Here is a 25060-nt window from a genome sequence, read left to right as displayed (position 1 = left end):
AACAATAATAAGAAAGTAGAATAGGTTCAAGTAGTTGAAAAGGAAACTATGCACAAGAGAAGGAATTTGTTAAACATCTCAGACTTTACAGTCGATGATGTAGAAAATATAACTAAGTTGGCTAACCAGTACCTTAAAAAAGAAGCTGCAAATAGTCATATCTTGGAAAATAAGACAGTAATAAATTTATTCTTTGAAGATTCAACGCGTACACTTGCGTCTTTTGAAATAGCAGCAAAAAGCCTTGGAGCAAATGTTGTAACTTTGCCAATAAGATCTTCTTCTATTAACAAGGGAGAAGATCTAAAAGACATGATCAAAACATTAAATGCAATGAATCTTGACTATATAATAATCAGGCAAAAAAATAGCGGTATTGTTAATATGCTGGCTAAGAATGTTAGCTGCTCGCTAATCAACGCAGGCGATGGAAGCAGTGAACACCCAACTCAAGCTCTTACAGATTATCTTGTAATCAGCAGTCATAAAAAGCAAATAAAGGATCTCAAAGTTGTGATATGTGGAGATATTCTGCACAGCAGAGTTGCAAGGTCAAATATAAGGTTGCTAAAAATGTTTGGAGCAGAGATAAGCTTGGTCGCACCACCAACTTTGATTTGTAAGCATTTTCCTGAAGTAGATTCAGTCCATTATTCATTAATTAAAGGTATAAAGGATGCTGATGTAATCATGCTTTTAAGACTGCAGAAAGAGCGCATGAATAATAGTTGTTTTGTTCCTTCAGAGAAAGAATATTTTCATTTGTATGGACTTGATTCACAAAAGCTATCATACGCAAAACCAGATGCGATTGTTATGCACCCAGGGCCAATAAATAGAGGGATTGAGATTAGCAGCGATGTAGCAGATTGTGTTATTTTACAGCAAGTAGAATTTGGATTGGCAATACGTAAGGCAGTGCTGCACTATTATAGGCCTTGTTAATATTAAAAGATGCTACACAACTAATGCGAAAGAAGGGTTTTTTCATGAAATGACGAGGCTTGTAAATGGTTTGAGAATGGCCATTAAGATGTTAAGGCCGAGGATATGGTATGGAAGTTTTTACGAAAGCCTGAAGTCAATCAACAACCTTGCAGAACGGCAAATTAGACGGCTATCGTAAAAACAGCTTTTTCACCTGGTTGGAACGTGGGGAAAGGTTCGTGGAAGAATGTTGTCGATATTTTTGACATCACGTCTTGATGGCCAAAATCCCTTCCAAAAGTTACGACTGCTTAGTTCTTTATTCATTCTCACAATCCGTGGACGGTTACTTGTTTTTAGCGTTAAGCAGCAAAATTAATAATTTGAGAATTTTCCTGAAAAAACTTACCACAAACTGGTCACAATTTTCTGTGAAAGACAGATATAGAAAGACTAGAGTATCCACCTTAAGTTCATTGAATTTTCTTACCTTTGCTTCTTAACTTGACGCGTATAGTTTATTTAACGCTCCCTAAGTTCGCCATTACCTGAACGGATACAATTATTTTAACTATAAAAGCGATAAAATCTTTTACTTTTTGCTCAGCATATCCATCATAAATGGCTTACTTTTAGTGATTCATGGAGTTAAAAAAGTCAGCATTGCTCTTTGTTAAAAGTAGCTTGTCACGTAAAAATTCCATTGCTTCAACAGGTCCCATAGGATTGAGTATTCTACGCAACACCCATATTTTATTTAGTATAGCCTTATCAACTAATAGCTCTTCCTTCCTTGTTCCGGATTTTGTAATATCAATAGCTGGAAATATACGTTTATCAGAAAGTTTTCTATCAAGTATGATCTCAGCATTTCCTGTACCTTTAAACTCTTCAAAAATAACTTCATCCATTTTTGAGCCAGTCTCTATAAGAGCTGTGGCGATTATAGTTAAAGAACCCCCATTCTCAATATTACGAGCTGCTCCAAAAAAACGTTTTGGTCTCTGCAGTGCGTTTGAATCTACACCACCAGTTAGAACTTTTCCAGACGAAGGAATAACAGCATTATAAGCACGTGCAAGTCTAGTAATATTGTCAAGTAGAATTACCACATCTTTTTTATGCTCAACCATTCTTTTAGCTTTCTCTATTACTATTTCAGCAAGCTGTACGTGACGGTAAGCAGGTTCATCAAACGTAGAACTTACTACCTCACCTTTTACAGAACGTATCATATCTGTTACTTCTTCAGGCCTTTCATCTATAAGTAACACTATTAATTCTATTTCAGGGTGATTTATAGCTATAGAGTTAGCCATTTGCTGAAGCAATACAGTTTTTCCTGTGCGAGGTGGAGCAACTACTAACGCTCTTTGCCCTTTTCCAAGAGGAGCTACTATATCTATAGCACGCATGCTTAAGCCTTTTTTATCATCACCACTATTACACTCAAGTACTATGCTTTCCTCAGGATAAAGAGGAAGCAAATTATCAAAATGGACGTACTTTCTTAATTCACTGACTTCAGTAGAGTTTATACTTTGAACCTTAGTTAAAGTAAAATATCTTTCTTTATCACCAGGTGGCCTTATTTCTCCACATGCCATATCTCCTGTACGTAAATTAAACTTCTTTATTTGCCCGTTAGAAATATAAACATCATCGGTACTTGGAGCATAATTTGCACTTGCTGAACGTAAGAAACCAAAACCATCAGGCAATATTTCCACTATTCCACTCCCTGTGGTTATGCCTCCTTCTTCGCTCATTTTCTTCATTAAGTTGAATATCATTTCCTGCTTTAGCATTCTACCATTGCTTTTACCGTTAGTTGAAACTTTTCTTTCTTCAGCTAACTCTAACAATTCTTCTGCTGTTTTCTCTTTTAATTCGCTCAGATCTAATGTTTTTCTGTTTTTCTCAGTACCTTCATTGACCATCTGTTTTACTGTATCGTTATTGTGAATTTGCTCACTTTTTTCAGGTTGAGCTGTAACCTTTCCTTTTGCCAAAACATCTTCATTGATTGTTGTCATAATCCTCCAAAAATTTTAATTGATGCTTACTAACCTAAAATGTGACTATAAGATAATAAATTAGGCTGAGCTAGTTTTAGTGCGTATTAAGCTTAATTATTATTAAACCCCGTACTTTACTTACATTGTACTAATAAACACTAGCAAGTCAAGTTAATTTAATGTTAACAAAGCACAAAAATTTGAGGATTTTCAATAGCTATTCTTTATATTTTTTAACCTTTCTTGCTTCTCTTCTTCTACTTTTGCTTTTTCCACTTCTGCTTCTAAATTTTCTTGACTACATAAGCCAAGTAGTACAGGATCTTGGGGTTTTATATTTTGCATGTTATGATGAGATCCATCTCTTACCTGCTCAACTGTGTAATTTGTTGTACTAATTAATTTAGCTATAACGTTATTATCCAAGATAGGAAATTTTTTTACTAAATAATAAATCGCATCAGGTTTATCTCTACGCCTTGCCGTAGAGGCAAAGCCAAGAATGCTACCAATCGCTTTACTCCTTTTTTTTATATTTTTTATAATCAAATTTGGTACACGGTTTGAATTTTTTTTGCAATCATCGATTTCTTTTTCAGTAATTATCCCAGAAATAATAGGGTTATATTTTTCAACTTCTATTTCCTCATCAGCTATGTCTTGTACTTCTTCAAGGGCCAACCTACAGCATTGTGCTATTTGATTAAAAGTTAAACCAGTGTTGTCTACTAACCAAGCAGCTATTTGCATTAGAAACTGTTTATTTCTATCGTTATTGCCCTTAGAAGATTCCATTGACATCAAAAAAGCATCTCCCATTTAAAGTATCCCTTACTGTTATACAGAGCTAAAATATAAGCTATTAAAACTAAAAAAGCATTAATTTTGTCATTCAATGACTTTTTGTTTGTCACTTTCCACCTCTTAAGTTAATTAAATGCGCTTACGTTTAAGCATATTTCAAACGATTCAAAAAAATATTTTCCCTTCTTAAGGTATAGTATAACTCAGTCAAACATATTTTTCTATTTAAGAAAAGAGTTAAATTTTAAGTTAATATATTGTAATATTATATATATTGACTAATAAAGCAACAGGTTTACAAGGATTAAATTATCACTATTCTATAATTAACCATTAATTAACTGAGTTTAAAATGAATGTTAAAAATTTTTTCACTAAAGTAACTGTTGTCCTTTTAGCTTGCTTATTAGTCTTCATGGGAATTGGCAACCTTTTATCAGGTGATGATGAAAAAGAAGAGGTAGCTAGGGTTGGAAAAGAAGTTATAACGTCAGATGAGTATAAATCACTATATCAAAATTATGAAAAGCAAATTTCTGGATCTGATGCGAGTAGAGAACAAGTAAAAAAGCTGAAATATGATTTGCTTAACGCACTTATAAAGCAAAAACTATTGTTTAACCTAATTAGTGAGCTGGGGTTGACAGTTGGAGAAGAGTCTATAAAAAACCATATTAAAAACACCAAATACTTTCAAAATGATAAAGGCGAATTTGACAAAAATAAATTCCATGAAACGCTAAATGACCTGCATATGACAGAGAAAGAGTATATAGCAAAGCTAGAGAAAGTTCTGCCTGCAATGATGTTCATGACTTCGTTATTTAAAGATAATTATCCGGTAACTTTTGGCGAGAGAGTTGATGAGCAGATATACAAAAGTCGCTACCAAACTAGAGTGGTTGATATTGTTAAAATAACTGAAGATGCAGTTACAAACATTCCTGAACCAGATGATCAAGCCTTACTTGATTTGTACGAAAGAAATAAATCCCATTTTTATTATCCTGAGTATCGAACTGCGCAATATATTTCCCTAGGCCAAAAGTATTTTGAAGATCAAATCAAGATCTCAGATGAAGAAGTTGATGGTATAATAGAACAACAGGAACTAAAAGATCAAAGAGATGTATTCAATGTAATATTTTCTACCAAAGAAGAAGCTGAGACAGCAAGAAGAGCATTTGAGGAGGGTAAAACAAGCTTTGAACAGATAGTAGGAGAGTTTGGCAAAGCAAAACTTGAGGAGACTAGAGTAAATAATATAACTAAGGATTTTTTACCAGAAGACGTAAGGGAAAAGGTATTTGCTCTCAAAGCAGGTGAAGTAAGTGAAGTTTTAGCAAGCAGTTTTGGTTGGCATATAATAAAAGTGGAAAGTGCGCATCAAATCTCTGATGAAGACTTAGTTGATTTAAAAAAAGACATAAAGTCAGCTCTAACTAACCAAAAGTCTTTTGAAAGAGTCAATGATTTCATAAACCAAGTGAACTATAAGATATACAATGGTTCAGAAATTGAAGAAATATTGAGTGAATATAATTTACCTATACAAACTATTGGTCCAGTAGATGCGAGTGGAAAAGATCAAAGCGGTAATAACGTAGGAGATTCTAGTGATTTGATTTCTTTCATTTTTTCGCGAGAAAAGGATCAGAAAGGTTATTTCAAGGGCGTTGGGGACGCTGTTGTTAGTGTAAAAATCATTGATATCGTTCCACCCAAATTGCAAAGTTTTGAAGAAGGCAGGGCATTAGCGGTAGAGCTTTGGTGTAGTGAGTTTATAAAAGAAAGAATGTTTAAAATTGGGCAAGAGGTTGCAGTTCAACTAAGAGAAAAAACAGATTTGGAAGAAATTCAAGGTGTGGAATTAGTTAAAGGTCAGCAGATGCACCGCAATGAAGTGGATCAACAAAACTACCCCTTTTCTTTTGTAGAAGAGATTTTCAATATGAAGACAACTGGTTCAGTGACAGACCCTATTCAATACAATAATGAAATTATAATAGGTGTTCTAAAAGAAATGCATTCATCAAATGGTAAATTAAACACGCTTGACACCGGAAAACGTGTGATGATATCGCTAAAAGAGCAATTAATTAGCTATCTGGAATCAAAGTATAAAGTCGAAGTTAATCACGCTATACTTGATGATATATAGCCAGATAAGAATTAAATCCTTATAAGAACCTGTTTTACCTCAAACGCATCCAGTGCTCCGAACTTGGACCCAGAAACTTACTAAGTGGCTGCATGATGCAAACTAGATTCCAGTGCCCGGTGCTGGAATGACACCCTACATTATTGGTAATTACATTATAAGGTGCAAAAGTTGTATAATTCATTTGACTTAAAACGGCTCATTGTATAAAATTGTGACTAATATATGAATAAAGGTTAACATGGCAGTTAAAATAAGGTTGGCAAGGTTTGGCGCAAAGAAACGCCCTTTTTATAGGATAGTTGTAGCTGATTCACGAGCACCAAGAGATGGGCGTTTTATTGAGAAAATAGGACAATATGATCCAATGTTACCAAAAGACAATAAAAATCGTGTTGTGGTGAAGGCTGATAGATTAAAACATTGGCTAAGCGTAGGCGCGCAAGCAACTGAAAGAGTACTATGGTTCATTAAAAAAGGCATAGTAACTTTAGAAACAGAACCAAAGAAAACAGAAAAGAAGAAAGTAGAGAACGAGAAAGCACAGGGACAAGAAGCATAAGTCTCTTTAAAATGCTAAATACTGATTTAACAAATAATGGTAAATTAGACGATGTCGTATCTTCTGATTTATCAGCTATGAAGGACTTTATCTTCAAAAATGTCAATGATGAAGGTGCTAAGCTTGCTACTGATATTATATCTCATCTTGTTAGTTCAGGTGGAAAAAAAATAAGGCCTAAACTAGTTTTTATTATATGTAAAATGCTAAACTATTCTGGGGAGGATAGGATCAACGTTGCTGCATCGGTAGAGTTTATACACAATGCTACTTTACTTCATGATGATGTGCTCGATGAAAGTGAGGCACGACATGGAGTTAAAGCAGCGAATAAGATTTGGGGAAATAAATCAAGCATTTTAGTTGGTGATCTATTGTTGACTCTAGCATTTAGATGGCTTATAGAGTGTGGAAATTTAAATATTCTCTCTATTTTATCTAAAGCATCGCATTTACTTGTGAAGGGTGAAATAAAGCAGATGACAACACGTTTTGACCCCCACACAGTCAGGGGAAATTATTTTGATATCATTGGAGAAAAGACAGCATCTTTATTTTCTGCATGCTGTGAAGCTGCATCTACAGTATCTGGTGCAACAAATGACGAAACAGAGAGGCTAAAGAATTTTGGTTTTAATTTTGGTATGGCATTTCAAATAGTTGATGATATGCTCGATTATACTGCTAATCAAGGCACTTCTGGAAAACAAGTCGGAAAAGACTTTTTCGAAGGTAAAGTCACCTTACCTGCTATTATAGCATACGAAAAGGGCAGTCCAGCAGAGCAAAAATTCTGGGAAAAATGCTTTTCTTCAGCTAGACACAATTTTGACCAAGCATTACACTATATTAATCACCATAATGCCATTCAGCTTTCTATGGAAAAAGCTAGACACTACATTAATATGGCACAAAATGATATTAGTACTTTTTCTGATTCTTTTTATAAAACTACTTTAATTGACTTTTTAAATGCGAGCATAGAAAGACGAATGTAGCTGGCGCTTGATATTTTCGAATTAATTGCTATATATTTATTAGATTCTTAAGGGTAATAATATGTCAGACAGCAGTAAAGAAAAGAAGAGGAAATTTGCCGATATGGTAAATAGGAAGAAAGGTGACGACCAACAAAGTGATAACCATAAGCAAACTGATGATTTAAATGAAGATCTCAATACATTAAAAGAACGTGCAGCTCAGCTTGAAGATCATTTACGCCATGCTGTTGCAGATAATGAAAACGTCAAACGTATAATGCAAAAGCAAATTAGCGATGCAAGTGACTATGCAGTCACAAAATTTGCACGTGATATGATCGACTCGTGCGACAATTTAAAAAAAGTAATGGAAATTTTGAAAGACGGTGATCCTGTTCATGAGGGGATTAAAGTAGCTTATCAAAAAATTATAAATGATCTAAAAAAACATGGAATAGAGGAAGTAGATCCACTTGGTGAGCTTTTTGATAGTAATTTACACCAAGCTGTTGTGGAAAGAGAAGACAATGAAAAAGAGCCTGGCACCATTGTAGAAGTACTACAAACTGGTTATACTATCAAAAATAGGTTGCTCCGTCCTGCAATGGTTATTCTTTCTAAGAAATCTGCTGATTGTGGAAGCGATTAGCATGAGGTAAATGCATAATGACAAGTATTGTCTTTTCAGGTATCCAGCCAAGTGGCGTACTACATTTAGGTAATTATCTTGGTGCAATCAAACAGTGGATAGACTTACAGGATAAATACAAATCTCTTTTTTGTATTGTCGACCTACATGCAATCACAGCAAATAAGCTTCCCGCAAGTGAATTAAAAAGTAATATTTTCAAAACAGCAGCAGCTTATATTGCATGTGGAATAGATCCAGAAAAGTCCATTATTTTTAATCAGTCCACGGTTAGTGGTCATGCAGAACTGGGCTGGCTGCTTGAGTGCTATACACCAATTGGTTGGCTTAATCGCATGACTCAATTTAAAGATAAAGCTGGCGGCGATAAACAAAAAGCCTCTCTTGGATTATATAGTTATCCAGTACTTATGGCTGCAGATATATTGTTGTATCAAACTAAATACGTTCCTGTTGGTGATGATCAAAAACAGCATTTGGAGCTTGCACGTGATATTGCATCAGCTTTTAACAATCATTATAAACTGGATTATTTCATCGTACCTGAAATCTTAACTTTGGATTGCACATCAAGAATAATGAGCTTAAGAGATGGTACAAGCAAGATGAGTAAATCTGACCCTTCAGAACATTCGTGCATTAACCTTGATGATACAGATGACTTAATTGTTAAAAAAATAGAAAAAGCAAAAACAGATTCAATTCTAGGCTTTGATTTTGCTACTTTAGAGTGCCGACCAGAAATAAGCAATTTGATAAACATTTATTCAGTGCTTAGTAATTTAAATGTGGAAAAAGTGTGTGAAGAAGTGAACAAACATGACATGAAACACTTCAAAAAAGAGTTAGCTGATTTAATTATCAGTGTTATGTCACCCATACGTGAGGGGATGAATGATCTTTTAAAAGACCAATTCCATTTACATGAAATATTAAAAAAAGGTACAAAGAAAGCAGCAGAAATTGCAACCCATAATATAAAAGAAATCAAGGATATTGTTGGATTTGCTCAATAGACCTCTTGCATAACCTAAGGAATCAATTCAAAATTGTAAAAACAGGCAATAAGGGAATGTTCAAAAAAGTGTGTCAAACCGCATTTTTAACTCAACTCAATTTTCAATCTACCAGGAAAGAAAATATCAAGTTGAGATATAGTTAAAGCCCAATTAGGATAGTCCAATTTTGCTCTGCCCTTTTTATAGCACAATATACCTGTTTGTACAAGTTAGTAAATGAGCCCTTAGAACGCGAATTCTGGATTAAGGAAGGAAGAAAGTATAGGAAATAGAAGGCTTTGTGGATTTGATGGAATAGGAAATGAGAGTAGAAAAGATATGAACCAAAAAATTAACAGGGGATCTATGGCGAGTGTGTTCAATTTCTAGTCTATTTTTTAGGTAACCAAAAACAGTCTCAATGATAGACCTTTTTCTCAGTAAAATCTTCTCATTTAGCGAAATCAATGTATTTTTCATACCTTTTTTCACCTTGGTAACAAGTTTCAAACCTCGGTCAAACAGCTTCTGAAAAAGCTCTTTTGCAATATAACCTTTGTCACCAAACAAAAGACCGATTAATTTTTCCGTCAGATTTGGCACAGGTATCCTATCATCAACATTGCCTTTTGTTAGCGTAAGTGCATGAATTTCAACATTTTCATTGATTACCATATGTAATTTGAAACCAAAAAACCAGCCGTAAGTGCTCTTGCTTAATTTTGCAATTCCAGCAAAAACTTTGTTTTTGGATATTCTTTTTGCATGACAAACTGCAATGGGAGTTGTGTCTATATATGAAATTCCAGTGTTTTCTGACTGTCCACAAAGCCAATGCAACAACATTGCTAAATGCCACAAAACCCTAGGCTTTAGAGCAACAAACCTGGTATATGAAGGTAACTTTGGAAACTCTGATTTGTAGAGCAACGTTAGGTAATGTAGATAGAAAGTTTTACACGGAGATTGTTGATATAGCAGGATTATTGTCATGATTTCGGAGTGCTCAATTTCCGTTGTTCTTGTGGGGTTTTTACCATTTGGCAGTAGTTTATCTGCAAAATTTTTCTCTATATCTCTGCAAAAATCATCGACCAAACAAAACAGTTTTGTTATATCTTCCATGGGTAACCTCATCTATTTTTTTATCACTGCTGAGTTTACCCTGTTTTCTTGCCTCTTCTATTCTCCTTTAATCCAGAATTCACGTTTAGAGCATGTCTTGAAAAGATTTAAACGGGTAATTTAGCAAGCATAATAGTAATCATATCAAAGAAGATATTAGTTTTTGAAGTAAGTGGCGAGTGTTCATAGTCCTTACTCATGCACCTAAAATTCGAAAGCCAAGCGTTCAACAATCCATCGTTTAGGAATGACCTGAAACCCTACAGAATCACTAGCTTTTTTGGCAATTGTGAGTAGACATCCTGTCTTCAGAAAACAGCGATTTTGAAGCTCACCTGTATATCCTTGATCAGCAAAAAACTTCTGTAATGTTGGAGTTTTCTGTTTAGCTTGAGAAAAAAGATTCAGAGCGCCGTCACGATCTTGAATGCTTGCACTATGAACGTGAATTCTGGATTAAAGGAGAATAGAAAAGGCAAGAAAACAGGGTAAACTCAGCAGTGATAAAAAAATAGATGAGGTTACCCATGGAAGATATAACAAAACTGTTTTGTTTGGTCGATGATTTTTGCAGAGATATAGAGAAAAATTTTGCAGATAAACTACTGCCAAATGGTAAAAACCCCACAAGAACAACGGAAATTGAGCACTCCGAAATCATGACAATAATCCTGCTATATCAACAATCTCCGTGTAAAACTTTCTATCTACATTACCTAACGTTGCTCTACAAATCAGAGTTTCCAAAGTTACCTTCATATACCAGGTTTGTTGCTCTAAAGCCTAGGGTTTTGTGGCATTTAGCAATGTTGTTGCATTGGCTTTGTGGACAGTCAGAAAACACTGGAATTTCATATATAGACACAACTCCCATTGCAGTTTGTCATGCAAAAAGAATATCCAAAAACAAAGTTTTTGCTGGAATTGCAAAATTAAGCAAGAGCACTTACGGCTGGTTTTTTGGTTTCAAATTACATATGGTAATCAATGAAAATGTTGAAATTCATGCACTTACGCTAACAAAAGGCAATGTTGATGATAGGATACCTGTGCCAAATCTGACGGAAAAATTAATCGGTCTTTTGTTTGGTGACAAAGGTTATATTGCAAAAGAGCTTTTTCAGAAGCTGTTTGACCGAGGTTTGAAACTTGTTACCAAGGTGAAAAAAGGTATGAAAAATACATTGATTTCGTTAAATGAGAAGATTTTACTGAGAAAAAGGTCTATCATTGAGACTGTTTTTGGTTACCTAAAAAATAGACTAGAAATTGAACACACTCGCCATAGATCCCCTGTTAATTTTTTGGTTCATATCTTTTCTACTCTCATTTCCTATTCCATCAAATCCACAAAACCTTCTATTTCCTATACTTTCTTCCTTCCTTAATCCAGAATTCGCGTTATGAACGTCAGCTACATTGATTAGGCCTAATGTATCTACAATAATATGGCGTTTACGGCCTTTTATTTTCTTGCCAGCATCGTAACCTCTGGATCCCCTTTTTGAGTCGTTTTTACTGACTGGCTGTCTATTATCCCAACCGATGGTGTATCATTTTTACCAACCATTTCTCTTCCCTTTTTCACCAAAGTGTCATGTATTTCCTGCAATTTTCCGTTATTACGCCATCTAAAATAATGATCATACACAGTCTTCCACGGCGGAAAGTCTTTTGGCAGCATTCGCCATTGGCAGCCACCTCTCATTATATACCTTATTGCATTAATAATTGCTCTGATGTTGTGCTTCCTTGGCCTCCCTATTGCTCCTTGTGCAACATTTGGCTCCAAAATTTCCCATTCCTTATCACTTATATCGCTTGGATACAATTCTTACCTCCTATTTTTAACTTACCTCATCATACCCTTTTTTTCTTTTCAAGACAGGTTCTTAGTTTTAGTGAATTTTCTAATCTGTCTATGCAGTCCCTCAATAGGGTTGGTAGTATAAATTAGCCTCACGCGAACTTTAATTTTTATATTCTTTCATTAGCATAATATAATTTTGTGCTGATTGTGTAATATGTTTAATTTCTTCATTTGACATTTTTTTGAAGAATTTTGCTGGCCTACCAGCCCATATTTCCCCACTTTTTATTACTTTTCCATGTGTCACTAGTGAGCCAGCAGCTATCATAGCTTCAGACTCCACAACTGTATGGTCCATCACGGTAGAGCCCATACCAATAAACGCTTTATCATGCACCGTGCATGCATGCAACATACAAAAGTGTCCCACTGTTACCATGCTGCCAATAATTGTGTCACCACCTGGGTTTCTATCCACATGAATTACCGTTCCATCTTGAATATTTGTTCCATTACCTATTTTTATTGATCCAACGTCCCCTCTGACCACACAATTAAACCAGATGCTTGCATCTCTTCCTATTTCAACCTTGCCTATGATATGCGAACCACCTGCGATGAAAGCACTTTCGTCTATTTTTGGTTCATAATCTTTGTATTTTAAAATGTGATACATATTAAGCCCAAAGTCTTATGCATATGTTAATCAAAATAAGGTAGGCAGTAAATACATACTTAGATTTCAAGCTACTTGGGTGACAGATGTTCTTGACTTAGGTGCTTTGTACTGCTAAGATTTTTATTTTCAGCCCTATCTATAATGTCAGTAGTGGTATTAAGTATATTTCAAATAATATTGGTTGTTATGTTAGTAATTTTAGTGCTCTTGCAGCCGCCTGGGAGTAGTTCGTTAAGTGGTTTTAGTAATGTACAACAGGGAGTCAATTCGATGATTCCGGTGAAATCTTCTGAAAACCCGCTCAGCAGAATAACGGCTATTGTTGCTGGATTGTTTATTATAAACACATTGCTATTGTCAGGATTATATTCAAAAGACGTACATAAAAAATCGATTGCAGAGAAAATTATATTAGAAAAAAAGCAAGAAAGTGCACCTACTTCTGTTCCATTTGAAAATTAATGAAGGAAGCTAAATTTATCTTTGTCACAGGTGGAGTTGTGTCATCGCTTGGTAAAGGCTTAGTTGCTTCAAGCGTTGGTGCGCTTCTTCAAGCTTATGGTTTTAAGATCCGTATCAGAAAACTTGACCCGTATCTCAACATTGATCCTGGGACAATGAACCCAACTCAGCATGGAGAGGTGTTTGTTACCGAGGATGGTGCTGAAACTGATTTGGATCTTGGGCATTATGAGCGTTTTACTGGAATTAAAGCAACAAAAGATGACAATATAACAACTGGTAAGATATATCATGAGTTGTTGAAGAAAGAGAGGCGTGGTGATTATCTGGGCAAAACTGTGCAAGTCATTCCTCATGTGACAGATTTAATCAAATCGTTCATTTTTAATGGTACGGAAGGTTTAGATTTTGTAATATGTGAAATAGGCGGAACTGTAGGTGACATTGAAAGCCAACCATTTTTGGAGGCTATACGCCAAGTTAACTACACATTAGGAAAACAAAGAGTTATCCTTATTCACTTAACTTTAATACCATATCTTACCGCAGCGCAAGAATTAAAGACAAAACCAACGCAGCATTCAGTTCGAGAGTTAAATTCCGCGGGGTTACAACCAGATATTATATTATGCCGCAGTGAGAAAGAAATTTTCGATAATCAGAGAGAGAAAATAGCTAAGCTTTGCAATGTTTCTTTGTCCAATGTGATACCTGCTCCTGATGTGAGTCATATATATGAGTTACCGGTGTTGTATAGCCAATGTGGGCTTGATACGCAAATTTTGGAGCACTTTCATTTAAGTGAGCCAAAACCAAGCTTGATTGAATGGGATCAAATAGTGCATTTCATAAGGCACCCAACACAGGAAGTTACTGTGTCTATAGTGGGAAAATACACCGAATGCCCTGATGCGTATAAATCACTAGTTGAAGCATTAAATCATGGTGCGGTTAGTAATAAAGTCAAAGTAAGGATAAATTGGGTTAACTCAAGAGAGAAGGAAGAAAAACCTATAAATGAAAAGCTTATAGGGGAGAAGTTACAGAATTCTCATGCAATTCTTGTCCCAGGGGGGTTTGGTGATGACGGAGTAGAGGGTAAAATATTAGCAATAAATTATGCCCGTACAAATAATATCCCATTTTTCGGAATTTGCCTTGGTATGCAGCTTGCAATTATTGAGTTTGCTCGTAATGTTGTTAAGCTTGAAGATGCACACTCTGAAGAATTTCATAACTGTAAACATCCAATCGTTAAGTTAGCTGGCGATCAAGATGACGATCTTGGTGGAACCATGAGACTTGGGGCATACAAATGTAATATAAATGCAAGCTCTAAAATGATGGATGCATATAGTAACACTACTATTTCAGAGAGACACAGGCATAGATACATAATCAATTCAGATTATAAAGATGATTTGGAAAAAAATGGACTGCTATGCAGTGGCATATCAGAAGATGGAACGTGCATAGAGGCAGTGGAGTTAGAGAGTCATCCGTGGTTTATTGGTGTGCAGTTTCATCCAGAGTTTCAATCAAAGCCGTTTTCTCCTCATCCTCTTTTTGTATCATTTATTAAGGCAGCAGTTAATAAAATTTAAAAGAAGAAGATTAGCAAAGGAAAGTGTTCAAGTATCAATATATGGAGCTTGCCATAGAGCAAGCCAAACTTGCTCAGAAAGATGATGAGGTTCCCATAGGTGCTGTAATAGTTAGTGGAAGCAATGTTGTTTCTTCTGCACACAATATATCCAATGATCCAACTGCACATGCAGAGATGTTAGCGATCAGACAAGCATTTTCAACTTCCACGCTTTGTGATGCTGAGATGTACGTAACATTAGAACCATGTCCGATGTGTGCTCAAGCTATTTCCTTTGCCAGAATTAAACGATTGTACTTTGGGGCTTATAATCCAAAAGGTGGAGGAATTGAAAATGGTGCTAAGATATTTCAATTTTGCAGCCATATACCTGAAGTTTATGGTGGGATATTAGAAACAGAATGCTCTTTTTTGTTAAAGGATTTTTTTGAGAAACTGAGAACCTAATTTAGGCTACGGTATAAATTTAAGAGAAAACTAAGAGCCTGTCTTCAAACTAAGTAGAAAGGAGTTAAGAAGTGTGTTATAAGATATATTTTAAATGTACCCAAGCGATATAAGTGACAAAGAATGGAAGATAATAGAGCTATATTTTGAACCTAAAAAGACCGGTAGACCAAGAAAACATAGTATTAGAACAATTATTAACGCAATCCGCTATATGATGAGAACAGGATGTCAATGGAGACAACTGCCTAAAGATTTTCCACCATGGAAAACAGTGTATAGTTGTAATTCGCGATTGAAAAAAAGTGGAATATGGCAAGAGATTCATGATTTTCTAGTTAAAAAAGTAAGAGAGATAATTGGTAAGAATGAAACTCCATCAGTGGGAATAATAGATAGCCAATCAGTAAAAACTACTCAAAAAGGGGATCCAGAGGATATGATGCTGGCAAGAAAGTAAAGGGTAGAAAGCGCCACATCGTTGTAGATACTGTAGGTCTTGTAATTGCTGCTGAAGTACAAAGTGCAAGCATTCAGGATCTTGATGGTGCACTAAATCTTTTTGTTCAAGCCAAATGCAAAGCTCCAACATTACATAAGTTTTTTGCTGATCAAGGATACACAGGTAAATTGCAAAACCTCTGCTTATTGGAAACTGGATGTTTATTGACGATTACCAAGAAAATAGTTGATACAGGATTTCAGGTTATTCCCAAACGTTGGATTGTTGAGAGAACCTTTGCTTGGCTCTCCAATTTTAGACGTATGAGTAAGGATTATGAGCATTCTCCTCTCACTTCAAAAAATAACATCTTCTTTAATATGATCACTATTATGCTTCACAAATTAGCTCATTCTTGAGTTTGAAGACAGGCTCTAAGACCAATCAAATTTCTTATCTTGCGGTTTTATTTGCAATATTGCTACCACACTGACCAACAAGCAGAAGACTATATAAAGCCCAGCAGCAAGGTTTGTTTGAGGAAATGTTACAGTCAACCAAATACAAACCATAGGAGTAAATCCTCCATGTAACGCATAAGAGATATTGCGTGATAAGCTCACACCACTAAATCTAACATTGGTAGGAAAGAGTTCAGATGCGACTATTCCTATGGGAACTATACCTCTTTCTATTATAGAAAGAGCCATTACACTAAGCATAATTATAAGGTAATTTTTGTAGTAATATGCAATAGATAACGCAGGACAACATAGTGCCATTGTAATTGCTATAAATAAGATTGCAGTGCGCTCTTTTCCAACTTTATCAGCCAACATTCCAAACGCTATTGAAGATATCGGCATTAATACACTGGTTATAATGAGCACAATTTCGTTGATATATGTCGTTACATACACATCCACTGATGCTATTTCCTTTGCGAGTGTTCGAAGAAATATGGTAAATCCGACAGCAACATTAACAGGTACAGATATTAAAATAGCAAGTATAAGAGCTCTCTTGTGGCGCTTTATAAGCTCTATTATTGGCAAACCAGGTAAATTTCTTTGTTTTCGATTTTTTTCATATGCTGGAGTTTCTCCCAATGTGTATATGCTATACGCGCTAATTAATCCTAAAATAGCTGAGAAAATAAATGGCAATCTCCAACCCCAGATGCAAAAATCAGTAGTTTTTTTGCAGATAATTACTATCACCGCAGAAAGCAAGACACCAATGGAGCGACCAAAGCCCATTATTCCAAAATACATCCCTAAGTTTTCTTTCCTACTGGATAAATGCTCTATAAGATAAACAGAACTTCCTTGTTCACCACCAAGTGCAATTCCTTGTGTTATATGGATTGCAAGAAGCAATATAGTAGAAATTATACCTACTTGATTGTGACTTGGAATAAATGCAATAAGACTTGATGGTATCGATATTAGCAAGATAGTAATTATTAATGCTATCCTTCTTCCATACCTGTCACCAATGTGACCAAATATGAATGCACCAAGTGGCCTTACAATTGCGCCTAGCCCTACAATTCCAAATAATTGCAGTATGTTACTGTAGACATCTTTTGCAAAACAAAACTCTCTGCTAATTATGTTAATCAAATCAGTGAAGAGCATGTAGTCATACCATATTGCGATTCTGCAGAGTATGGTTGATATCAACACCCTTGTTTGCACTAAATTCAATTCGTAAATGTTTGCTTATTCTATTCTAGCTGCTTCTTGGGATTTTACAACCTAAACATATGGAGTTGACTTTTTTATTATGGTGTGTGATAATTGAGATTGTTAAAATTTAGGTATTCACTGACCGTTCTTGTTATAAACACCAGAATAATAAGCTACTGATATTCTCCATCTTTATAGCTAGCGATGCAACAAAGCCATTCCAGTGTCCGCTACTCAAATGACATGGTGAGGTGTCATCCTAGTAGTGTGACACTGGTTCACTCTATAATGATGTCATCCCAGCACCCTCTTCTTGTCATCCGAGTAACTGACACTGGTTCCTTTATGAAGGTGTCATCCCAGTGCCTTTGTTACTTCTCTTTGTTATTTCCCTTTGTTACTTGCTTTTCCCATCCCCATTTACTTCTTGTGCTTTCGCTCCACCTACTTGAGTACTAGGTAATATTGTATATGTAACACCACCAACTAAGGCTGCAGATGTTACTGCTATACCAATCATTACTAACATCTCTAACCTAACTGTACGTTCAAGTACAGTAAATGCTATCAGTCCAGCAGCAAGACCCATACCAACAGTAGCGGTGCACCGTGCTGCATTGCTTTGTTTTGGTTGCTCAGTTGTTTTGTTTTTAGCTTCTAATTCTTTATTTTTCTGCGTTAACTGCTGAACTTGAGAATTTTGAGCTTGTAAGTCTTTCTTTAGGTTTTCAACTTCAGTATTTAATGTGGTTATTTGAGCTTCAGCTTTATTCTTTTCAGCTTCTAATGTTTTTATTTGCTTCTCTTTAGCTTCTAATTCTACCTTTAAGTCCGCAACTTCCTTACTGAACTTACTTGCATTTATTATACTGTTCTTTAACTCTTCCTTAATCGACTCCACAATTTCATCTACATTTTTACTTTGATCAGTCCCTATTATAAGATTCTATTTTGATTTGTAACCCTTCATGCAATTTCCCCTTATCTTCATCTTTCATTTCTGATAAATTACTGCCTATTATATCTTCTATTGTGCTCTTTAATTTTCCATCATATAAGCCCTTAACTTTGTCTTTTAAATCTTGATCTGTGGATCCAATTAGACCTTTTATTTCTTCGTTTAATTCTTCAGTAAATAAACCATCAATTGCTTCGCTAACTTTCTTCTGTTCATCTTTTAAACTTTCTAGTTGATTTTCTAACTCTGCAATTTTCTCATCTTTCTCCGTCGTTAAAGTTGTTACTTGATTTTCTAAGAGCCTGTCTTCAAACTCAAGAATGAGCTAATTTGTGAAGCATAATAGTGATCATATTAAAGAAGATGTTGTTTTTTGAAGTGAGAGGAGAATGCTCATAATCCTTACTCATACGTCTAAAATTGGAGAGCCAAGCAAAGGTTCTCTCAACAATCCAACGTTTGGGAATAACCTGAAATCCTGTATCAACTATTTTCTTGGTAATCGTCAATAAACATCCAGTTTCCAATAAGCAGCGGTTTTGCAATTTACCTGTGTATCCTTGATCAGCAAAAAACTTATGTAATGTTGGAGCTTTGCATTTGGCTTGAACAAAAAGATTTAGTGCACCATCACGATCCTGAATGCTTGCACTTTGTACTTCAGCAGCAATTACAAGACCTACAGTATCTACAACGATGTGGCGCTTTCTACCCTTTACTTTCTTGCCAGCATCATATCCTCTGGATCCCCTTTTTGAGTAGTTTTTACTGATTGGCTATCTATTATTCCCACTGATGGAGTTTCATTCTTACCAATTATCTCTCTTACTTTTTTAACTAGAAAATCATGAATCTCTTGCCATATTCCACTTTTTTTCAATCGCTAATTACAACTATACACTGTTTTCCATGGTGGAAAATCTTTAGGCAGTTGTCTCCATTGACATCCTGTTCTCATCATATAGCGGATTGCGTTAATAATTGTTCTAATACTATGTTTTCTTGGTCTGCCGGTCTTTTTAGGTTCAAAATATAGCTCTATTATCTTCCATTCTTTGTCACTTATATCGCTTGGGTACATTTAAAATATATCTTATAACACACTTCTTAACTCCTTTCTACTTAGTTTGAAGACAGGCTCTAAGAGAAATTGTGAGGTGGGTGGCCAAGTTAGGAGGGTTTTTAGCTCGCAAAAATGACTTAGAACCAGGCCCTATAGCTTTGTGGAAGGGATGGAAACGTCTCTTTGATTTAGCAGAAGGATGGAGACTTGCTCATTCATTCTATACTTGTGGGTAATAGTAAGCGCTAACAAGCAGCTGGATGACAGCAGTCCTACGTCATACCGTCACGGTATCTCACATAGATCCCACTAATAAGCAGCGGAATGACGAATTTGTCGTTTTTTAAATCGTCGGTAAACCAGAATTACTTTAGCTATGACAAAATAGAAGTAAGTTGTTGTAAAAAATTTTTCATGGTAAAATTATTTATTTTCACCATATGTTTAAAGGAATTATCACGGATATCGGGACTATAACTGATACTACCACTCACTCCAACTCTGATCAAATTTTCCATATCAAAACACAAAATTTACCCTCTATAAACAAAGGAGATTCAATAGCTTGCTCTGGTGTGTGTTTAACTGTTGTTGATATAATGAGCGATATATTTACAGTCCAAACGTCTCAAGAAACTATGAAGGTTTCTAACTTAAATACGTGGAAGATAGGCAAAAAAATAAATCTCGAACAAGCAATGAGATTAAGTGATAAGATCGATGGCCACCTAGTTCAGGGTCATGTTGATGGGATAGTAAAAATTTTAACAATCGAACGAAATTTAGATTCTCATAAAATCAAACTATCGTGCCCACAAGAATTAATTAAATTTGTTGCAAAAAAAGGCTCCGTTATACTAAATGGGGTTTCCCTCACAGTGAATTCAGTTATTAATCAGGAATTTATAGTAAATATAATTCCCTATACATGGGAAAATACAACTTTTCAGTACAACAAAATAAATGATTATCTGAATTTAGAAATTGACATGATCGCTAGGTATTTAGATCAATTGATGCAGCATAAATACAATTAATTTTACAACCTTGTTATTTACAACTATTATATCTTGAAAACCATATAGATATAAAATATGCTTTTCGATAGCCTAATTATCTTCATTGTTGTTCTATGCGTAATAATCTCGGTAACTAGAGGTTTTATAAAAGAGCTATGCGCACTAATGTTTCTATTTTTATCAATTTTTCTGACAGCTAATCACTATGATTTTTTCACTCCAAATTATAGTAAATATTTTGATTCTAAAGTTATACTAAACATACTTTCTACAATCTCTGTATTTATTATACTTAATCTTATATTCATGATAATAAACAACTGGCTAATGTACATATTATCACCCATAAGGTTGGGGTTTATCGATAGAGTTACTGGAATCTTTCTCGGAGTGCTTAAAGGAATATTGCTCTCTTATGTATTATTTTTTGCTGTGCACTTATATTGCTACACAGTATATGACAAAAAAGAATATGGCAAAAAAGAGGAACATTCTGAAATAAAAGCAGAAGACATATTGCCTAATTGGATAATAAATTCACACTCTTATCAGGCTTTATTTGTGACAGCAGAAGAAGTAATTGACATGTATGTACCAGAGTCGTTGATACTAAAAATAAAAGAGATCGGTGGAGAAATGGTTGATCAAGAAAAACCCAAAAACAATAAAAAAGAAGAGTAAATATTTATTATAAATATGTTCATTGGGAGTATTCAAAAAGCCATATGTGTCAGGTTAAGAGCACTCCTCTCTTATAATTCACGTATTTAAGAATGACTTCTGCTAAACCTTTACTAATTCCGTGTACGTTTTGAATTTCAGCCAGAGAAGCTTTGCTTATATTTTTCACTGAACCAAAATAAGACATCAACGCCTTTTTCCTTTTGTTGCCAATGCCGGGTATTTTGCTTAATTGTGAAACTATAAACTGTTTATCGCGTTTTTTTCTATGTGAAGTTATCGCAAAACGGTGGGCTTCATTACGCAGCAATTGTAAGTAAAGCATGACTTTGCTGTCATTTGCCAGACTGAATTCTTCCCTGCCCAGCATATAAAATGTTTCATTTCCTGCGTTACGATCAGGACCTTTTGCCATACAAGCAAAAGGAACGTTTATATTCAATACTTCCAGTACATTCTGTACTATGGAAACATGTCCTGGTCCACCATCAATCAGTAAAAAATCAGGTATTATGCCTTTTATATTGCCGGAGAAACGTCTGGTTAGCACTTCCCTCATCATTTTATAGTCATCGCCTGAAAATTTTTCCTTTATAGTAAATTTTCTGTACTCACTCTTTAAAAAACCCTCCTGCCCTGCAACAATCATCACACCAATTTGCTGGCTTCCAGAAATATGGCTATTATCATAAACCTCGATACGCTTTGGAATACTTGGTAACAAGAAAAATTTGCTAAGCTCCTCAAGCTTTTCTAGGTTATTTCTATAATCGATAAGCTTCTGCTCTAAGCTATGCTGAGAGTTATTATAAACAAATTTCAATAAATCACGCTCTTTTTTATTCTTTGCGTGCAGAATTTTTACTGGCTTTTGAGCAACCTTATATAGTGCTTGTTCTGTAATTTCCTTATCCACAATAGAATCTGGAACGTAAATTTGTATTGGAGGTATGTTAGCTGAATTATAAAAATTGACCAAAAAGGTGGATAAAATTTCATCATTTGAGTAATCACCACAGTTCTCAGCAAAGTAAGGAGTGCTGCCGTAGTTGTCTTTATTTCTAAACGATAACACACTAATACATGCTAGATCCTCTTCACGTACAATACTGAAGAAATCTGCATCTTTTTCAAAAGAAAAATCCGTGTGCTGTATTTGGATTTGCTCAAGAAACTTTACCCGATCTCTATATATAGCAGCAAGCTCATAGTTTTCTTCACTGCTGCACTTTCTCATTGTGAAAAGTAACTGTTCTTTCACTTCCTTATTTCTTCCAAGCAATGTATTTCGTGCCTGTTTTACTGATTGGCAGTAGTCGTCTTTTGTGATTTTGTTTATGCATGGTGCTGAGCAGCGCTTAATTTGATATTCAATACATGGTCTTTTTGTTGAGGAAAAGTATTGATCTGAACATACTCTTAGGAGAAAAGCTTTTTGCAATGACAATATAGTTTGCTTAACAGCAGCGGCAGATGTAAAGGGACCATAATAATGAAACTCATTCTTCTTAAATTTGCCTCTATATTTTGCTATTCTTGGATAATCGTGCTTGGAAATTGTTATATAAGGATAAGATTTTCCATCCTTAAGCACAATATTATAAGGTGGTTTCAACGATTTTATTAGCTGTGCTTCAAGAAGCAGTGCTTCGATTTCATTCTCAGTGATGAATATTTCAACCTTAATAACTTGTGAGAGCATAACTCTAATTCGTTCAGAAAGATTTTCGAATTGAAGGTAGTCGGATAACCTTGACTTTAAGTTTTTTGCTTTTCCAACATATAAAACTTTATTCTTATCTCCAATCATCTTATACACACCACAAGACTGTGGAGACAATTTTATTTGTTCTTTTATTGCTTGAACATTTATGAGATAGCCCATTGCTTGACTTGTATAAGGCTAAAATCTGCTACTAAATGAAATGTGGAAACTACACTCGCAAGCAAAGATAATCTGTTTCTTCTTAGCTCATTAGAATCGCAGTTAATCTTTACACTGTCCATAAACTGATTGATAAACGGAGCAAAACCAGCAAGTTCATCAAGTGCTACATTAAAGTGGTTATTTTTTATCGCTTGTTTTATGTTTTTACAAGCAGTTATAGCGCAATTTGATAGTGCAATTTCTTCATCTTCAATCAAAAACCTCTTACTGTAAGACGTACTATAAGTAGTGCTATCACTTTTTCTTACTTTGCTCATCATGTTACTGACTCTTTTGTAAGTGCTTAGAATCTGTTCACCTTCTGGCGTACTAAGATAACGATCCAATATAACAGTTTGCTTTTCTGCTGTCAGCAGATCATTAATATCGATTTTATATAGTATTGAATCTACGACATCTTGCCTTATATCTCTATTTTTTAAAATAACCTTGAATCTTTCTAAGCAGAATCTAAATACTAGTTCTGAAATTTGTTTTCTATTTGGCTTATCAACTGACGTTGTATTTTCATTAAATAGAAGCCTTGAATATAAAGATACTGACTTATCTATCAATAGCCTAATTGGAATATGCAAATTATTTTCAAGTATTGTTCTAATTATACCAATTGTCATTCTCCGCAAACCAAACTGATCATACGAACCAGAGATTTTCTCACCTGCTGCAATTAAACCAACTAAGCTATCCACTTTGTCTGCAATTGACACAGCAATTGCTGAAGGGAATTTAGGACACTCCTGCTCTGGCCCGATTGGCTTATAGTGTTCAGTTATAGCTTCCACTATTTCTCTATCTTCTTGAAAATAAGAAGCATAATATCCACCCATTACTCCTTGTAATTCTGGAAACTCTCTTACTATCGATGTTGCCAAATCAGCTTTTGCCAAATATGCAGCACGTTCAACTTTTATCAGCGAAGCATGTGGAATAAATATAGCTATATACTTTGACAGAGCCGTAATACGCTTCACCTTTTCCCCCACGCTGCCAAGAAAAGCATGAAATAATATCGAACCCAATTTTTTGACATAATGACCCAGATCTTCCTTTTTGTCCTGAGATATCAAAAATTGTGCATCAGCAAGACGTGCTTCTAATATTCTTTCGTGTCCTTTAACAACTTCACCATTGTTGACGTTGACAACAGTGACAAAGTGTGAAATTCTCTTTCCATTACTTAAAGCAAGGTATTTTTGCTGCGTATTAATTATACTAAGAATTACTTCCTTCGGTAATCCAAATGACTTTTCTTGATTCACTTCACCAAACAGTACGATTGGCCACTCTATAAGCCCTGTCAATTCATTTAGTAAATAATCATTTTTCTCAAGTTGTAAATTCTGCTCTTTTGTGAATTTATTAATCTGATCTAGTATAAATTGCTTTCTTTTGTCCAGCTGGAGAATTACGCTGTTTTTTTCTAGCAATTCAAAATAGTCTTTAGGTGCTTTAATAGTTAACGTCGCATCACTTGAGAGAAATCGATGGCCATATGTTGTGTTAGATGCTGTGATCCCTGCAAAAGACACAGGTATTATTTCGTCATTTAAAATGCATAAAATGTTTTTAATTGGCCTAACCCACCTTTCTTTTCCTTCGCCCCATCTCATGCTCTTCAACCAAGAAAAGTTTTTTAGCATTTCCTCCAGTTGATTTTTGAGGAATTCTCTGATGTTAAATGAGCAGCTTTCTCTTTTAATGAAGTAAAAATCCTCATTATTTACTTTTCGAACGAGCAAATCTTCTTCATTTTTCTGATATTTTCTTAAAAAACCTTCGATAGCACTTTTTGGTGCGTTAATGTTTGGTCCCTTAACTTCGTTATTGGAATCCTTTAGCTCCAAAGCATTTATGTTGTCAACAAATAGGGTAATGCGACGTGCCGTTACAAAAACCTCCATTGATGTAAATTTTACATTATTTTTGTTAAAAACATTGGCAATACAGCTCTTAACTTGAGTTGCAGCTACATTCTGCATTCTCGGTGGTATTTCTTCTGAAAGGCACTCAAATAACAACTGCAACGACAT

At 35.0% G+C, this 25060-nt stretch carries 26 protein-coding genes and 3 pseudogenes; 16 read left to right on the top strand and 13 right to left on the bottom strand.

The features are described from left to right. Window positions 1-48 precede the first annotated feature (48 nt). Complete coding sequence (locus ACFELZ_RS02055) at window positions 49-945, top strand: aspartate carbamoyltransferase catalytic subunit (RefSeq protein ID WP_375316403.1); 897 nt, start codon at window positions 49-51, stop codon at window positions 943-945. Window positions 946-1277: 332 nt separating this feature from the next. Then, a pseudogene (locus tag ACFELZ_RS02050) lies at window positions 1278-1430 on the top strand (IS4 family transposase); the annotation flags it as partial. Window positions 1431-1559: 129 nt separating this feature from the next. Here ACFELZ_RS02050 and rho read toward each other — a convergent pair. After that, on the bottom strand, window positions 1560-2963 hold the full coding sequence (gene rho / locus ACFELZ_RS02045; protein ID WP_375316402.1) for a transcription termination factor Rho: 1404 nt from the start codon (window positions 2961-2963) through the stop codon (window positions 1560-1562). Window positions 2964-3155: 192 nt separating this feature from the next. After that, a complete protein-coding gene (locus tag ACFELZ_RS02040; RefSeq protein WP_375316401.1) occupies window positions 3156-3764 on the bottom strand; it encodes a cell cycle transcriptional regulator TrcR in 609 nt (202 codons plus the stop codon). 337 nt (window positions 3765-4101) lie between these two features. Here ACFELZ_RS02040 and ACFELZ_RS02035 point away from each other — a divergent pair, with 337 nt between their 5' ends. The 5 genes from ACFELZ_RS02035 to trpS all read left to right on the top strand — a co-directional run bounded on the left by ACFELZ_RS02035 (window position 4102) and on the right by trpS (window position 9117). Then, the gene (locus tag ACFELZ_RS02035) at window positions 4102-5910 is read left to right on the top strand and encodes a peptidylprolyl isomerase (protein WP_375316400.1); all 1809 of its coding nucleotides are present in this window, start codon (window positions 4102-4104) and stop codon (window positions 5908-5910) included. 241 nt (window positions 5911-6151) lie between these two features. Beyond that, window positions 6152-6472, top strand: a complete 321-nt coding sequence (gene rpsP, locus ACFELZ_RS02030; protein WP_006279266.1) for a 30S ribosomal protein S16 — start codon at window positions 6152-6154, stop codon at window positions 6470-6472. A gap of 11 nt (window positions 6473-6483) precedes the next feature. Continuing rightward, a complete protein-coding gene (locus ACFELZ_RS02025) occupies window positions 6484-7470 on the top strand; it encodes a polyprenyl synthetase family protein (protein ID WP_375316399.1) in 987 nt (328 codons plus the stop codon). 61 nt (window positions 7471-7531) lie between these two features. After that, window positions 7532-8101: a nucleotide exchange factor GrpE gene (locus ACFELZ_RS02020; protein ID WP_375316398.1), complete on the top strand. Its 570-nt coding sequence runs from the start codon at window positions 7532-7534 to the stop codon at window positions 8099-8101. 17 nt (window positions 8102-8118) lie between these two features. Continuing rightward, window positions 8119-9117: a tryptophan--tRNA ligase gene (gene trpS, locus ACFELZ_RS02015; protein WP_375316397.1), complete on the top strand. Its 999-nt coding sequence runs from the start codon at window positions 8119-8121 to the stop codon at window positions 9115-9117. Between the two features lie 86 nt (window positions 9118-9203). On the opposite strand, the pseudogene ACFELZ_RS02010 reads toward trpS, so the two are convergent. Further along, window positions 9204-9355: pseudogene (locus ACFELZ_RS02010) on the bottom strand (IS256 family transposase); the annotation flags it as partial. An 8-nt stretch (window positions 9356-9363) separates the two neighbouring features. After that, window positions 9364-10224, bottom strand: coding sequence for an IS982 family transposase (locus ACFELZ_RS02005; RefSeq protein WP_375315786.1), 861 nt, complete (start codon window positions 10222-10224; stop codon window positions 9364-9366). 527 nt (window positions 10225-10751) lie between these two features. Between ACFELZ_RS02005 and ACFELZ_RS02000 the strand changes: the two genes are divergently transcribed. Beyond that, window positions 10752-11612, top strand: a complete 861-nt coding sequence (locus ACFELZ_RS02000; RefSeq protein ID WP_375315786.1) for an IS982 family transposase — start codon at window positions 10752-10754, stop codon at window positions 11610-11612. Window positions 11613-11689: 77 nt separating this feature from the next. Here the strand turns inward: ACFELZ_RS02000 and ACFELZ_RS01995 are convergent, their stop codons facing one another. Continuing rightward, complete coding sequence (locus ACFELZ_RS01995; RefSeq protein ID WP_375316396.1) at window positions 11690-12055, bottom strand: transposase; 366 nt, start codon at window positions 12053-12055, stop codon at window positions 11690-11692. Between the two features lie 139 nt (window positions 12056-12194). Next, the gene (locus tag ACFELZ_RS01990) at window positions 12195-12710 is read right to left on the bottom strand and encodes a gamma carbonic anhydrase family protein (RefSeq protein WP_375316395.1); all 516 of its coding nucleotides are present in this window, start codon (window positions 12708-12710) and stop codon (window positions 12195-12197) included. A 144-nt stretch (window positions 12711-12854) separates the two neighbouring features. Here ACFELZ_RS01990 and secG point away from each other — a divergent pair, with 144 nt between their 5' ends. The 5 genes from secG to ACFELZ_RS01965 all read left to right on the top strand — a co-directional run bounded on the left by secG (window position 12855) and on the right by ACFELZ_RS01965 (window position 16089). Next, window positions 12855-13175 (top strand): preprotein translocase subunit SecG, encoded by a 321-nt coding sequence (gene secG, locus ACFELZ_RS01985; protein ID WP_375316394.1) that lies wholly within the window; start codon window positions 12855-12857, stop codon window positions 13173-13175. Then, a complete protein-coding gene (locus ACFELZ_RS01980) occupies window positions 13175-14779 on the top strand; it encodes a CTP synthase (protein WP_375316393.1) in 1605 nt (534 codons plus the stop codon). Before secG ends, ACFELZ_RS01980 begins: the two co-directional genes overlap by 1 nt. Window positions 14780-14820: 41 nt before the next feature. Next, entirely contained in the window at window positions 14821-15228 is a 408-nt protein-coding gene (locus tag ACFELZ_RS01975) for a nucleoside deaminase (RefSeq protein ID WP_265033760.1), read from the top strand. Window positions 15229-15322: 94 nt separating this feature from the next. Further along, window positions 15323-15688 carry a transposase gene (locus ACFELZ_RS01970; protein ID WP_375315821.1) on the top strand — a complete coding sequence of 122 codons (366 nt, stop codon included), beginning with the start codon at window positions 15323-15325 and terminating at the stop codon, window positions 15686-15688. Further along, on the top strand, window positions 15631-16089 hold the full coding sequence (locus tag ACFELZ_RS01965; protein WP_375316627.1) for a transposase: 459 nt from the start codon (window positions 15631-15633) through the stop codon (window positions 16087-16089). The genes ACFELZ_RS01970 and ACFELZ_RS01965 overlap by 58 nt, the downstream gene beginning before the upstream one ends. A gap of 15 nt (window positions 16090-16104) precedes the next feature. Here the strand turns inward: ACFELZ_RS01965 and ACFELZ_RS01960 are convergent, their stop codons facing one another. The 5 genes from ACFELZ_RS01960 to ACFELZ_RS01940 all read right to left on the bottom strand — a co-directional run bounded on the left by ACFELZ_RS01960 (window position 16105) and on the right by ACFELZ_RS01940 (window position 19400). Further along, the gene (locus ACFELZ_RS01960) at window positions 16105-17310 is read right to left on the bottom strand and encodes an MFS transporter (RefSeq protein WP_375316626.1); all 1206 of its coding nucleotides are present in this window, start codon (window positions 17308-17310) and stop codon (window positions 16105-16107) included. Window positions 17311-17758: 448 nt separating this feature from the next. Next, complete coding sequence (locus tag ACFELZ_RS01955) at window positions 17759-18262, bottom strand: hypothetical protein (RefSeq protein WP_375316392.1); 504 nt, start codon at window positions 18260-18262, stop codon at window positions 17759-17761. A 371-nt stretch (window positions 18263-18633) separates the two neighbouring features. Further along, window positions 18634-19017 (bottom strand): transposase, encoded by a 384-nt coding sequence (locus ACFELZ_RS01950; protein WP_375316625.1) that lies wholly within the window; start codon window positions 19015-19017, stop codon window positions 18634-18636. A gap of 17 nt (window positions 19018-19034) precedes the next feature. Further along, a complete protein-coding gene (locus ACFELZ_RS01945; protein WP_375315781.1) occupies window positions 19035-19199 on the bottom strand; it encodes a hypothetical protein in 165 nt (54 codons plus the stop codon). Window positions 19200-19202: 3 nt separating this feature from the next. Beyond that, window positions 19203-19400, bottom strand: coding sequence for a transposase (locus ACFELZ_RS01940; RefSeq protein ID WP_375315805.1), 198 nt, complete (start codon window positions 19398-19400; stop codon window positions 19203-19205). Window positions 19401-19459: 59 nt separating this feature from the next. Between ACFELZ_RS01940 and ACFELZ_RS01935 the strand changes: the two are divergent. From ACFELZ_RS01935 to ACFELZ_RS01925, 3 genes and pseudogenes are all read left to right on the top strand, one after another. Then, window positions 19460-19618: pseudogene (locus ACFELZ_RS01935) on the top strand (IS4 family transposase); the annotation flags it as partial. Between the two features lie 204 nt (window positions 19619-19822). Continuing rightward, a complete protein-coding gene (locus ACFELZ_RS01930; protein ID WP_375316391.1) occupies window positions 19823-20419 on the top strand; it encodes a riboflavin synthase in 597 nt (198 codons plus the stop codon). A 57-nt stretch (window positions 20420-20476) separates the two neighbouring features. Then, the gene (locus ACFELZ_RS01925) at window positions 20477-21082 is read left to right on the top strand and encodes a CvpA family protein (RefSeq protein WP_253307316.1); all 606 of its coding nucleotides are present in this window, start codon (window positions 20477-20479) and stop codon (window positions 21080-21082) included. Window positions 21083-21131: 49 nt separating this feature from the next. Here the strand turns inward: ACFELZ_RS01925 and uvrC are convergent, their stop codons facing one another. Beyond that, entirely contained in the window at window positions 21132-22967 is a 1836-nt protein-coding gene (gene uvrC, locus ACFELZ_RS01920) for an excinuclease ABC subunit UvrC (RefSeq protein WP_375316390.1), read from the bottom strand. Next, entirely contained in the window at window positions 22952-25060 is a 2109-nt protein-coding gene (glyS, locus tag ACFELZ_RS01915) for a glycine--tRNA ligase subunit beta (protein WP_375316389.1), read from the bottom strand. Before glyS ends, uvrC begins: the two co-directional genes overlap by 16 nt.

The organism is Wolbachia endosymbiont (group A) of Colletes cunicularius (assembly GCF_964264715.1).
In the GTDB taxonomy this organism is placed as follows: domain Bacteria; phylum Pseudomonadota; class Alphaproteobacteria; order Rickettsiales; family Anaplasmataceae; genus Wolbachia.
Note: the sequence above shows the minus strand (reverse complement) of the source record. Positions and strands in the feature narration are given on the sequence as shown.